7 protein-coding genes and 4 pseudogenes are annotated in these 11,765 nt (G+C 73.6%); all 11 read right to left on the bottom strand.

What is annotated here, in order from left to right:
* Window positions 1–69: 69 nt before the first annotated feature.
* On the bottom strand, window positions 70–564 hold the full coding sequence (locus KIF24_RS06765) for a hypothetical protein (RefSeq protein ID WP_221083296.1): 495 nt from the start codon (window positions 562–564) through the stop codon (window positions 70–72).
* A 136-nt stretch (window positions 565–700) separates the two neighbouring features.
* On the bottom strand, window positions 701–1,768 hold the full coding sequence (locus KIF24_RS06760) for a polyprenyl synthetase family protein (RefSeq protein WP_221083295.1): 1,068 nt from the start codon (window positions 1,766–1,768) through the stop codon (window positions 701–703).
* The gene (locus tag KIF24_RS06755) at window positions 1,765–3,156 is read right to left on the bottom strand and encodes an alkaline phosphatase family protein (protein ID WP_221083294.1); all 1,392 of its coding nucleotides are present in this window, start codon (window positions 3,154–3,156) and stop codon (window positions 1,765–1,767) included. The genes KIF24_RS06760 and KIF24_RS06755 overlap by 4 nt, the downstream gene beginning before the upstream one ends.
* A pseudogene (gene eboE, locus KIF24_RS06750) lies at window positions 3,153–4,342 on the bottom strand (metabolite traffic protein EboE). The gene KIF24_RS06755 and the pseudogene eboE overlap by 4 nt, the downstream one beginning before the upstream one ends.
* Window positions 4,342–5,193, bottom strand: a complete 852-nt coding sequence (locus tag KIF24_RS06745; protein WP_221083293.1) for a TatD family hydrolase — start codon at window positions 5,191–5,193, stop codon at window positions 4,342–4,344. The pseudogene eboE and the gene KIF24_RS06745 overlap by 1 nt, the downstream one beginning before the upstream one ends.
* Window positions 5,193–5,816, bottom strand: a complete 624-nt coding sequence (locus tag KIF24_RS06740; protein WP_221083292.1) for an EboA domain-containing protein — start codon at window positions 5,814–5,816, stop codon at window positions 5,193–5,195. The genes KIF24_RS06745 and KIF24_RS06740 overlap by 1 nt, the downstream gene beginning before the upstream one ends.
* Before the next feature lie 69 nt (window positions 5,817–5,885).
* The gene (locus tag KIF24_RS06735; protein WP_221083291.1) at window positions 5,886–6,911 is read right to left on the bottom strand and encodes a sugar phosphate isomerase/epimerase family protein; all 1,026 of its coding nucleotides are present in this window, start codon (window positions 6,909–6,911) and stop codon (window positions 5,886–5,888) included.
* Window positions 6,908–7,833, bottom strand: a pseudogene (locus KIF24_RS34955) (SCO3242 family prenyltransferase). Before KIF24_RS34955 ends, KIF24_RS06735 begins: the two are co-directional and overlap by 4 nt.
* Window positions 7,817–8,976, bottom strand: a pseudogene (locus KIF24_RS06725) (inositol-3-phosphate synthase). The pseudogenes KIF24_RS34955 and KIF24_RS06725 overlap by 17 nt, the downstream one beginning before the upstream one ends.
* Window positions 8,977–9,423: 447 nt before the next feature.
* Window positions 9,424–10,595, bottom strand: a pseudogene (locus KIF24_RS06720) (Gfo/Idh/MocA family protein).
* 53 nt (window positions 10,596–10,648) lie between these two features.
* Window positions 10,649–11,701, bottom strand: a complete 1,053-nt coding sequence (locus tag KIF24_RS06715; RefSeq protein WP_221083290.1) for a substrate-binding domain-containing protein — start codon at window positions 11,699–11,701, stop codon at window positions 10,649–10,651.
* Window positions 11,702–11,765 lie beyond the last annotated feature (64 nt).

Genomic DNA, 11,765 nt, shown 5'->3' with positions numbered 1-11,765 from the left:
GGTCATTCGACCAGAAGGGTGGGCCCGCTGCCAGCGGGCCCACCCGTCGTGCCTGTGAACGTAGGTTGGTCAGTTGACGAAGGGGCCGCAGTTCCAGGTGCTGGGCGTGCTGGTGCTAGCACTCCAGCAGGCGCGGAAACGCTGGTTGCTGTACTGGACCCACGGGACGGTTGCCGTGTTGTGGGTGCCGAAGTTGCCGAACAGGACCTTCTTCGTCTTGGTGTGCGTCGGGAGCCATCCGTAGCTGCCGTTCACCTGCCGCTCGATCTTCACCCACAGCGGGACACAGCAGCTGTTGTTGTCGTCCCACACCAGTTGGGCCCACCGGGTCGTGCACGCTGAGCCGTGCACGTGGACGCTGATATCTCCGTCCCACCGGCTGCTGTTCGGAATCCGCCCTTCATAGCAGGCAGCAATCCCCGATTCGCTCGCCGCCCGGTCGGTAACCTGCGGCTGCGCCGCCTGCACCGCAGGCGACATAACAACGACCCCGGCACCGATCGCCAGAACCATTGCCGCCAGCAGCCGCACGACCATTGAATTCGCTCGGACCATGAACACCATCTCCCCGTGCTATCAGTGTTCCAGGTGATCTGGACTTTCTTGATCCTAGCGATTCAAGCTACTTCAATCAATGCCTCTCACCCCCGGGAAAATGCCGATCCCCGGTCGCGGCGCAGGAATTGCCGAAGATGTCAGCTCATCGCTGGCGATCGATCGCCTGGACGGCCAGCGCGGTCAGCGCCGCCCGGCTCTCCGCGGTCAGCGCGGTGTGCTCCAGGGCGGCCAGCCCGGCCTCGGCGCGGACCTGGATCATCTGCTCGATCTTCCGGCGGGCGCCCGTGCTCTCGATGATCTCCCGAAGCTCGGCGGCGCCGTCGGCGTCCAGGTCGGGGTTGCCGAACAGCTCCCGGAGCCGCGCGCCCTGGCCCCGGTCGGCGGCGTCGCGGGCAAGCGCCATCATCACCGTCGGCTTGCCCTCCCGCAGGTCGTCCAGGATGGACTTGCCGGTGACCGCCGGATCGCCGAAGACGCCCAGCACGTCGTCGCGGAGCTGGAACGCGTCGCCCAGCGGATCGCCGAACTCGATCAGCGCGTCGACCAGTTCGGGCGGCGCGCCCGCCAGCGTCGCGCCGATCTGCAACGGCCGGGTGACGGTGTAACGGGCTGCCTTCATCCGGATCACGCTGAGCGCGCTGGCCACCGAGCCGTCCCCCACCCCGGACACCAGGTCGAGGTACTCCCCCGCGATCACCTCGGTACGCATCAGCGCGAAGACGGCGTACCCCCGGTGCACCACCTCGGGGCTGAGCCCGCACTCGTGGAACATCTGGTCCGACCAGGCGGCACAGAGATCACCGCAGAGCAGGGCGGTGTTGCGCCCGTACGCCTCGGGATCACCCCGCCACGACGAACGGGTGTGCAGGTCGGCGAAGATCCGGTGCACCGAGGGTTCCCCCCGGCGGCGGTCGCTGCCGTCCAGGATGTCGTCGTGGATCAGCGCGAAGGCGTGGAACAGCTCCAGCGCGGCGGCGGCGATCACGATCGGGGCGCAGTCCGGCCCGCCCGCACCCCGCCAACCCCAGTAGCAGAACAGTGGGCGCAGTCGCTTGCCGCCGGCCAGGACGAACCGGTGCAGCGTGGTGAAGACGCCCCGTGGCGCGCCGTCCGGCCAGTCCGGGTCCTGCCGGTCGAGGAAGGCGGTCAGCTCGGCGTCGAACCGGGCGCGCAGTCCGGCGGTGTCCGTCGGTGCCACCGTGACGGTCACCGCCCCGCCACCCCGGCCAGCTCCAGCAGCAGCCCCTTCACCTCCGTGGCCTCGATCCGGTCCCGCGCCGACGACGGATCCGAGCAGAGCAGCACCGGCCCGTCGGCGGGATCGCTGGGCAGCCGCCCGTGCGAACCCCGGACCGCCCGCGCACCGGCGTCCAACCCGACGACGCTCATCAGATACCGCATCCCGAGCTTCTTGCGGGCCAGCGCGATCGCGGCCCGCCGCTTCGCCGCACCCGGGTCGGCGGGGTCGAAGAGCAGCTCCGCCGGGTCGTACCCGGGCTTGCGGTGGATCTCGACCAGCCGGGCGAAGTCCGGCGCGCGGGCGTCGTCCAACCAGTAGTAGTACGTGAACCAGGCGTCCGGCTCGGCCACCAGCACCAGCTCACCGGCGCGTGGATGGTCCAGCCCGTGCGCCGCCTTCCCCGCCGCGTCGAGCACGTCGGCCACCCCGGGCAGCCCGGCGCAGAGCTTCGCCACCGCCGGCACCTCCGCCGGGTCGCGCACGTAGACGTGGGCGACCTGGTGGTCGGCGACCGCGAAGGCCCGCGAGGTCCACGGGTCGAGGTATTCCATGCCGGCCTGGCTGTGCACCCGCAGCAGTCCCTCGGCGCGCAGCAGGCGGTTCACGTCGACCGGCCGGGACACCTCGGTGATGCCGTACTCCGACAGCACCACCACCGTCGCGTCGCGGGCCTGGGCGGCGTCCAGCAGCGGCGTGAGGACGCCGTCCAACTCGGCCGCCGCGGCCGCCGCCCGGGGCGAGGACGGGCCGAAGCGTTGCAGGTCGTAATCCAGGTGCGGAACGTAGACCAGGGTCAGGTCGGGCGACTGCTCGGCGAGGATCTGCTCGGCGGCCCGGCAGATCCACCGCGACGACGGCAGCCCGGCACCGGGCCCCCAGTAGGTGAAGAGCGGAAAGGTGCCCAGCGAGTCGGTCAGCGCGTCGTGCAGCTGCGGCGGATCGGTGTAGCAGTCCGGCTCCTTGCGGCCGTCGGCGCGATAGACCGGTCGCGGGGTGACCGTCCAGTCCACGTCGGCGCCCATCGCGTACCACCAGCAGACGTTCGCCACCGTGTAGTCGGGTCGGGCCCGGCGCGCGGCCTGCCACAGCTTCTCGCCGCCGACCAGGGCGTTGTGCTGCCGCCAGAGCAGCACCTCGCCGAGTTCCCGGAAGTACCACCCGTTGCCGACGATGCCGTGCTGCGCCGGCAGCGCGCCGGTGAGGAAGGTCGACTGCGCCGAGCAGGTCACCGCCGGCAGCACCGTGCCCAGTTCGGCGCGGAAGCCGCCCTCGGCCACCGCGCGCAGCCGGGGCATGTGCGCCAGCAGGCGCGGGGTCAACCCCACCACGTCCAGCACCACCAGCTGACGCTCGCTCATGCCGGCACTCCCGTCTCGGTCGGGGTCAACCCGATGGTGACCAGTTCGTCGCGCGCGAAGGCCAGTTCCGCGGCGATGCCGGCGGCCAGCTCCGGGTCGGTGCGCGGGCGCCGGGCCGCCGGCAGGACCCCCAGGTGTACGTCTCGACGTCCAGGTGATCGCAGCCGGCGTCGGTGCCGGCGAAGAGCGCGGCCAGCGCGGCGCGCAGCACCGGCAGGGTCGAACCCAGCGGCGGCTCCGGCGGGGCGTGCAGCGGCACGTGGTAGTGCACCCGCCAGGGACCGGGCAGGGCCGCGTCGAGCGCGGCGTCCAGGTCGTCGGCCGCCCAGGCCGGATCGGCCGGATCGGCCGCGCCGGCACAGCCGGCGGTGCGGGTCTGGTGCAGGAAGCGCGGCTCCACCCAGCGACGCAGCGCGGCGGCGTCGCCGACCGGGTCGGTCGCCTCCAGCGCGGCGGACACCTGCACCTTCACCACCGGCAGCCCGGCGCGGGCCAGCCGGTCCAGCGCGGCGGCGGGCTCCTCCCAGGCGCAGGCGAGGTGGGCGAGGTCCAGGCAGATCCCGAGCCGGTCGGGGTCCACGCCGGACAGCGCCGTGGCCGCCTGCCCGGTGCCCTCCACGACGCAGCCGGGCTCCGGCTCGAAACCGACCCGCACCGGCCGGCCGGTGTCCCGCTCGACGGCGGCGAGTCCGGCGGCGAGTTCATCGAGCCGGCGGCGGGCGGTGTCGGCGCGGGCGGTGTCCCAGGGCGCCCGCCAGGCCAGCGGCAGGGTCGACACCGAGCCCCGCTCGGCGTCGTCGGGCAGCAGGTCGGCCAGCACCCGGGCCAGGTCGAGGGTGTAGCCGAGCCGCTCGGGCGTGGTCCAGTCCGGCAGGTACACCGCGCCCTTGACCACGGGTGCCTGGAAGGCCGCGTACGGGAAGCCGTTGAGGGTGACCACCTCCAGGCCGCGTACGGTCAGCTCGGTGCGCAGCCGGCGCCGGGCCGCCGGATCGGCGGCCAGCTCGGCGGCGACCGGGGCGGCCAACCACAGGCCCAGGCCGAGCAGGTCGGTGCCGAGCGTGTCGCGGACCGGCACCGCGTAGGTGTCGAGTTGGCCGAGGATGCCGGCGAGATCCTCCGCGGGGTGCACGTTGGTGCAGTACCCGAGATGGACGGTGCGCCCACCGGCGTGCCGCAGCCGCATCAGCTGCCGCCGCGCAGGATCGAGTTGCCGGCGAAGGTCGGCTCCGGCGCGTCCACGTCGGTCAGGTCGAGCCGCCCGGACTGGCCGTAGAACTCCACCGGGTTGCGCCAGAGCACCCGGTCGACGTCGTCGTCGGTGAAGCCGGCCAGCCGCATCGCCTCGCCGGTGGCCCGGGTGAGCAGCGGATCGGACCGCCCCCAGTCGGCCGCCGAGTTGACCAGCATCCGCTCGGTCCCGTACGCCTTGAGCAGCTCGACCATTCGCGGCGGCGACATCTTGGTGTCCGGGTAGATGGAGAAGCCGAGCCAGCAGCCGGTGTCCCGGACCAGCTTCACGGTCACCTCGTTGAGGTGGTCGAGCACCACCCGGCCCGGCTCGACACCGGACTCGCCGACCACGGCCAGGCTGCGCTCGACGCCACGGGCCTTGTCCCGGTGCGGCGTGTGCACCAGCGCCGGCAGGTCGTGCGCCACGGCCAGGGCGAGTTGGGCGGCGAAGGCCTCGTCCTCCTCGGGCGTCATCGAGTCGTACCCGATCTCGCCGACCGCCACCACGCCGTCCTTGTCCAGATAGCGGGGCAGCACGTCGAGCACCGGCCGGCAGCGCGGGTCGTTGGCCTCCTTGGGGTTCAGCGCGATCGTGGCGTGGTGACGCACCCCGAACTGCCCGGCCCGGAACGGCTCCCACCCGATCAGCGAGTCGAAGTAGTCAGTGAACGAGCCGACGCCGGTGCGCGGCTGGCCCAGCCAGAACGCCGGCTCCACCACGGCACGGACGCCGGCCGCCGCCATCCGCTCGTAGTCGTCGGTGGTCCGGGACGTCATGTGGATGTGCGGGTCGAAGATGCGCATCACGCCTCCCTGTGGTGCGGTCGGCCGCCGGCCCGGGCGATCAGCCGGGTCAGCAGCTCGGTGGCGTCGGCCGGCAGGTCCCGGCCGGCGGCGGCCCGCTCGTCGGCGAGCGCGGCGAGCATGGCCGCCAGTTCCCCGTCCGCCCGGGCGTCCAGGTCGGCCACCGCGGCCAGCGGTACGCCGGTGAAGACGCACTTGAGCACGGCCTGCCGCCAGGCCGGCTGGTCGAGATGGCGGGCGTACGGCCCGAGGGCGGCGGCGACCAGCCGGGTGTCGTTGGTGCGGATCGCGTCGTGCAGCAGCGGCAGCCCGGTCACGCCGACCGGCAGCAGTGGCAGCGCCTTCAGCACGGCGCGTTTCTCGGCGGCGTCCCCGATGCGGTAGAGCGCCTCGGCCTGCCCGGCGTGGTCGGCGGGCAGGGCGGTGAGCAGCAGCACTCGGACCGCCTCGTCGGCCGTCCAGCCGGGCAGGTCGGGCAGTTCCGCCCGGCCGCAGCGCCGGCCGGCCGCCGGAAAGAACAGCGCGATCGTCGTCGGCTCGGCCGCGACGCGGGACAGGGCGGTCGCCAGCCATTCCGGGTCGGGTACGCCCCGCAGGGCCGCTCGCAGGTCGTTCGGTGTCATCGCCGTCTCCGCCCTCCCTCTGCTGCCGATCAATGCCATCTCGTGCTCCGGCCGCTGCCGGTCGGGGTGCTACCCCGGACGTCCTTTGCTCTGCTTCACCCCACGCGACGGTCGTTGTCCGGATACCGGACGCCCGGCCGGTGCGCCCGTTGAAGCAGAGCAAAGGGCGTGCAGGGCGGAACTCGACCCGACGGCGTCCGCGGGAATCGCGGCATCCGCCGGCCCCAGGGCATCCGCCGGCCCCGCGGCGGCGGCGTGCAGGAACTCCAGCGAGCGGGCGGCCACGGTGGGGGCGGCGTGCGAGTGGCGCGGCAGTTCCACGGCGACCAGGCCCCGGTAGCCGACCTCGCGCAGGGCGGCCAGCACCGGCGGGAAGTCGATCTCGCCGGTGCCGAACTCCAGGTGCTCGTGCACGCCTCGCCGCATGTCGTCGATCTGCACGTTGACCAGATGCGCGGCGACCTCGCGGACGCAGTCGGGCACCGGCTGCGGTTCCAGGCAGCGGCAGTGTCCGATGTCGAGGGTGATGCCCAGCCGTGCCGGGAAGCCCAGGGCCGCGTGCAGCCGGCGCCAGCCGGCGATGTCCTCGACCAGCATTCCCGGCTCCGGCTCGAAGCCCAGGGTCACGCCCGCGCCCTCCGCCGCCGCGACCACCGTGGCGCAGCCGGCCACCAGGCGATCCCAGGCCACCGCCGGCTCAACCGCGTCGGGTCGCACACCCGCCCAGAAGGAGACTGCCTCGGCGCCGAGATCCGCGCCGATCGCCACCGCGCGGCGCAGGAACTCGACCCGCCGGGCCGGGTTGTCGTGCAGCAGCGTCGGTGCGTGCTTGTGCCAGGGGTCGAGGAGGTAGCGGGCCCCGGTCTCGATCACCACGGCGAGTCCGAGCGCCGCCAGCCGGGCGGCGACCGCGTCGACCCGCCGGGCCAGTTCCGGCGCGAACGGGTCGAGGTGGTCGTGGTCCAGGGTGAGCGCCACACCGTGGTAGCCGAGGTCGGCGATGACCGCCAGCGCGTCGTCGAGGCGATGGTTGGCGAAACCGTTGGTGCCGTAGCCGAAGCGGATCCCGTCCTGGACGGGACGGTCGGCGGTCATGTCGGGGAGACCTTCCGGGCCAGGCGCCGGCCCAGCGGCGCGGCGGCCGCCACCGCCAGCCCGAGCAGACCGGCACCGGCCCGCGCGGTCAACGCGCCCTGTAGGGCGGGCAGTCCGGTGATGCCGGCACCGACCGCGGCCCGGACCCGGGCGGCGTCGGGCCGGGCGGCCACCCGCGCCTGCGCGGTGCCGTAGCGGGCGACGTACCAGCCGGCGAGGACGGCCGGCAGCGCCGCCGCCACCGCGCCGGCGGCATCTCGGCCAGCGCCGGGCCGGCCCACGGACCGGGTTACCGGGCGCCATCGACGAAGCGCACCCGGCGGGATCGCGGCGCTCGCGGCGACCAGGGCGGTGCCGGCCAGGGTACGCAGCGGCAGTGCGCGGTCGGCGCCGTCGACCTCGCGGCGGGACAGGGTGGTGACGGTCCAGGTGTGCGCGGCGACGGTGAGCGCCGCGGGCAGCGCCCGCACCGGCCGGCCGCCGGCAGCCGCACCGAGCAGCACGTCCAGCCCGCGGCAGGTGGCCATCGCGGCGGGACCGACGGCGGTGTTCTTGGCCGCGAGATCGTAGCCCCAGACGGCGGCGGCGAGCGGCAGCGCGACGGCGGCGGCCCGGCGGCCCCGGCGACGGCGGCGAGACCGACACCGGCGGCGGTGAGGCCGGCGGCGAGACCGACCGCGAAGCCGGGGGTGACCCGGCCGCTGGGGATGGGCCGTTCCGGCCGTTCGACGGCGTCCAGGTCACGGTCGGCCCAGTCGTTGGCGGCCATGCCGCCCCAGTAGAGCAGCACCGACGCGGCGGCGAGGGCCGGGGTACGGGGACCGAGGGCGCCCGCCGCCGCGGCGCCGGCCACCACGTCCCCGGGCACCGAGAGCGCGGCCGGCGCCCGGACCAGCTCGACCAGGTCAGCCACGCGGGGCATCGGCGTCTCCGGTGTGCAGCCGGCCGGCGAACGCGCACAGCCGGGTCCACTGGTCGGCCAGCGACGCGGGCGCGGTACCGAGCGGATCCTTGAAGAAGAAGGCGAGGTCGGACAGCGGCCCGGAGCGGCCGGCGGCGTGCGCCGCCGAGGTGAGCCGGGCCAGGTCGAGCACGAGCGGTGCGGCCAGCGCCGAGTCACAGCCGTGCCAGGTGAACTCCAGTCGCATCCCGGTGCCGAGGAAGCCGGCGAAGGTGACCAGATCCCAGGCGGTCTTGAAGTCACCCAGTTCCTCGACGTACTCGATCCGGGTGTCGCCCTGCGGCAGGTAGCCGAGCGTCTCGCCGAGCACCCGCTGCTTGCTGCGCACCTTGGCGGCGTTGGCGTCCGGCTGGGCCAGCGTGGCGCCGTCGCCCCCGCCGAGCAGGTTGAGCCCGGACCACGACCGGACGGTGAGGTGGCGCATCGCGAACATCGGGGCGAGCACCGACTTGAGCAGGGTTTCCCCCGTCTTGCCGTCGTGACCCGCGTACGGCAGCCCGTGCTCGTCGGCCACCGCGGTCAGCGCCGGCAGCCGCAGGCCGGTCGACGGGGTGAAGTCGACGTACGGGCAGCCCGCCGTCACCGCCGCGTAGCCGTACAGCGAGCTGGGCGGCAGCACCTCGTCGGGGCCGGCCAGGGCGGCCCGCAGCGCGGCCGGGTCGGCGTGTGCCGGGTGCGGGCGGGGGCCGGCTCGGTGGCCGCGACGTTGACCACCACCACCCGGTCCAGCCCGTGCCGCTCGCGGAACGCGGTGAGGTCACGGACCATCGCCGCGACCCGGTCGGCCTGGGTTCCGGCGCTGGGTGCGGGACGCAGGTCCCGCTCGACGGCGGCCAGTTCCTCCGGCAGCGCGGCGACCAGGCGGGCCGGCAGGACGCCGGCGGCGGCGAGCGCCTCGGCGCGCTTGGCGACCGGGGTGACGACCACGTCGTGCCCGCCGAAGACCAGGTCGGCGAAGGCCGGCAGGGCCGGACCGGACACCCCGGGCAGTTCGGTGACGCACCCGGTCGGCCCGGTCAGCCCGGCCCGCAGGGCGAGTGCACCCACGATGCTGGTGGTCGCGACCGAGCCACGCACCCCCACCAGCCAGACACCCGTACGCATGGCGCTCCTTCCTGTGTGTGGATGCGCCCCGCCCGCCGCCCGCCCCGAATGGAGCTCACCGGCCGGCGCCGAGGTCGGCGGCGACGGCACCGGACCGGCATGCCGGGGCGGAGACGGACGGACGGGGCTGGTAGGCAGGGGCGGTCGGCGTCTCGCCCCTGCCTCCCCCGCATCCGGCCGTTCGGGACGACGGTGGCCCGAGCGACGACTCGTCGGACGCGGTCCGCCCGGAGGCGGGAGGGTCTCAGGTGCAGGTCTTCGGTGGACGGATCGTTCGGGCGGCGGCCCTCCGGTGCGACCGGGGAATCCCGGTCCGGCCGCACCGGAGGAACCGCACTGCTCGTGCCACCGGGCCGGATGGCCCGTGGACACGACCTCCGGTCCCGACCCGTACCGGCCGCGGGGCGCAACCGCGGCCGGCCCTCGCCGGTCGGTACCGGAGGTGGCTCAGGCGGTGACCGCCGCCAGCGTCGGCTCCACCTCGGTCCACGAGGACCCGAGGTCGGCCGACCGGGCCACCGCGTCCAGCACCAGTTGCACCTGCAACGCCTCGGCGAAGGAGGGCGTCGGGTCGACGCCGGTCGCCACCGCCTCGATGAAGTCGCGCATCTGGTGGGTGAAGGAGTGCTCGTACCCGATGAGGTGGCCCGGCGGCCACCAGGCCGACAGGTACGGGTGCTCGCCCTCGGTCACCAGGATCCGGCTGAAGCCCTGCTCGGCGGCGGGACGCGTCGCGTCGTAGAACTCCAGCTCATTGAGGCGTTCCAGGTCGAAGGCGACGCTGCCCAGCGACCCGTTGATCTCCACGCGGAGAGCGTTCTTGCGGCCGGTGGCGAACCGGGTCGCCTCGTACGTCGCCAGCGCCCCGCCGTCGAGCCGGGCCACGAAGATCGCGGCGTCGTCGACGGTGACCGGGCCGGTCGCGGCGGCGCCGTCGGTCTGCGCCGCCAGCCCGCTCGATCCGGCCGGCACCGGCCGCTCCTTGACGAAGGTCTCGGTCACCGCGCTGACGCCGGCGATCCGCTGACCGGTGACGTGCTGGGTGAGGTCGATGATGTGCGCACCGATGTCGCCCAGCGCGCCGGAGCCCGCCAGTTCCTTCCGCAACCGCCAGACCAGCGGGAACTGCGGGTCCACGATCCAGTCCTGCAGGTAGCTGGCCCGGACGTGCCGGATCTCGCCGAGCCGTCCGTCGGCGATCATCTGGCGCATCAACGCCACCGCGGGCACCCGCCGGTAGTTGAAGCCGCACATCGACCGGGCGCCGCCGGCCGGGCGGTGGCCGCCGCGGCGGTCATCTCCCGTGCCTCGGCGACGGTGTTGGCCAGCGGCTTCTCGCACAGCACGTGCTTGCCGGCGGCCAGCGCGGCCAGCGCGATCTCGGCGTGGCTGTCTCCCGGCGTGCAGATGTCGACCACGTCGATGTCCGGCCGGGCCACCAGCTCCCGCCAGTCCGTGGTGTGCTCCGCCCAGCCGAGCCGGTCGGCGGCCTCGGCCACCTTCCCCGGATCCCGGCCACAGATGAGCGTCATCCGGGCCCGCGCCGGCAGGTCGTACACCCGGTTCACGGTGCGCCACGCCTGCGAGTGCGCGGCGCCCATGAACGCGTAGCCGACCATGCCGACCCGCAGTTGGTTGTCTGTCGTGGACAAGGTGGGTCTCCCCCCGTGAATCAGAACCCGAGCTTGAGGTAGTCGCCCGCGTTCTCCTTGGTGATCGTTTCGGAGGCGAGGACGATCTCCTTGGGCACCTGGAGTTCCACCAGGTCGGACATGCCCCGGCCCTGGGCGATCAGGCGGGCCAGCGAGATCGCCGAGGAGGCCATCGACGGGCTGTAGGTCACCGTGGCCTTGAGCACCGTGTTGTCGGCCTGGATGTCCTCCATCGCCTTCTTCGAGCCGGCGCCGCCGACCATGAAGAACTCGTTGCGGCTGGCCTGGCTGATCGCGGCCAGCACGCCGATGCCCTGGTCGTCGTCGTGGTTCCAGATCGCGTCGATCTTCGGCAGGGCCTGGAGCAGCTGCGCCGCCTCCTGCTGGCCGGAGTCGGCGGTGAACCGGGCCGCCCGGCGGTTCGCGACCCGCAGGCCGTTCTGGGCCAGGGTGTCGTTGAAGCCCTGCGTTCGTTCCTGGGTCAGCTCCAGCTCGTCCATCCCGGCGATCTCGGCGATCACCGGGTTGCTGACCCCCTTGGCCTTGAGCTGCTCGACGATGAAGGTGGCGGCGGAGACGCCCATGCCGTAGTTGTCGCCCTTGATCTGCAACCGGTACGCCTTGGCGTCCGGGAAGGCGCGGTCCAGGTTGACCACCGGGATGCCGGCCTGCATCGCCTCCAGGCCGAACGAGTTGAGCTCCTTGCCGTCGTGCGGCAGCAGCACGATCACGTCCGGCGTCTGGGAGATCAGGGTGGACAGCACCGCCCGCTGGGCCGCCGCGTCCGCGCCGGCTTCGACGATGTTGAACTCGACGTCGGAGTACGCCGCGGCCTGGGCCTTGGCGTTGTTGGTGATCGCGGCGATCCAGCCGTGGTCGGCGGCCGGCGCGGAGAAGCCGATCGTCACCTGCTTGCCGGGCTCGGTGTTGGCGTTGCCGCCGGCGGCGTTGGTCTGCGCCTCGGTCGGCGTCTGCTCGTTGCTGGTGCAGCCGGCGAGGAGAACACCGGCGCCGACGGCGGCACCGCCGAAGAGCAGCCGGCGCCGCGACATGTCGCGACTGTGCTGGGTCATGACGACCTCCTGGTTATCAGTGTGGAGAGGGAATTCGGGTGTGCCAGGTCCGGCCACCGTCGCG

It is taken from the genome of Micromonospora tarapacensis, assembly GCF_019697375.1.
Classification (GTDB): Bacteria; Actinomycetota; Actinomycetes; order Mycobacteriales; family Micromonosporaceae; genus Micromonospora; species Micromonospora tarapacensis.
The sequence above is the reverse complement of the archived record's forward strand: the minus strand, read 5'-3'. Positions and strand labels throughout refer to the sequence as shown.

What these genes read in the sequence shown, in the direction of transcription:
- KIF24_RS06765 (WP_221083296.1), bottom strand. Translation starts at nt 564, where the DNA reads ATGGTGTTCATGGTCCGAGCGAATTCAATGGTCGTGCGGCTGCTGGCG.
- KIF24_RS06755 (WP_221083294.1), bottom strand. Translation starts at nt 3,156, where the DNA reads ATGAGCGAGCGTCAGCTGGTGGTGCTGGACGTGGTGGGGTTGACCCCG.
- KIF24_RS06745 (WP_221083293.1), bottom strand. Translation starts at nt 5,193, where the DNA reads ATGCGCATCTTCGACCCGCACATCCACATGACGTCCCGGACCACCGAC.
- KIF24_RS06740 (WP_221083292.1), bottom strand. Translation starts at nt 5,816, where the DNA reads ATGACACCGAACGACCTGCGAGCGGCCCTGCGGGGCGTACCCGACCCG.
- KIF24_RS06735 (WP_221083291.1), bottom strand. Translation starts at nt 6,911, where the DNA reads ATGACCGCCGACCGTCCCGTCCAGGACGGGATCCGCTTCGGCTACGGC.
- KIF24_RS06715 (WP_221083290.1), bottom strand. Translation starts at nt 11,701, where the DNA reads ATGACCCAGCACAGTCGCGACATGTCGCGGCGCCGGCTGCTCTTCGGC.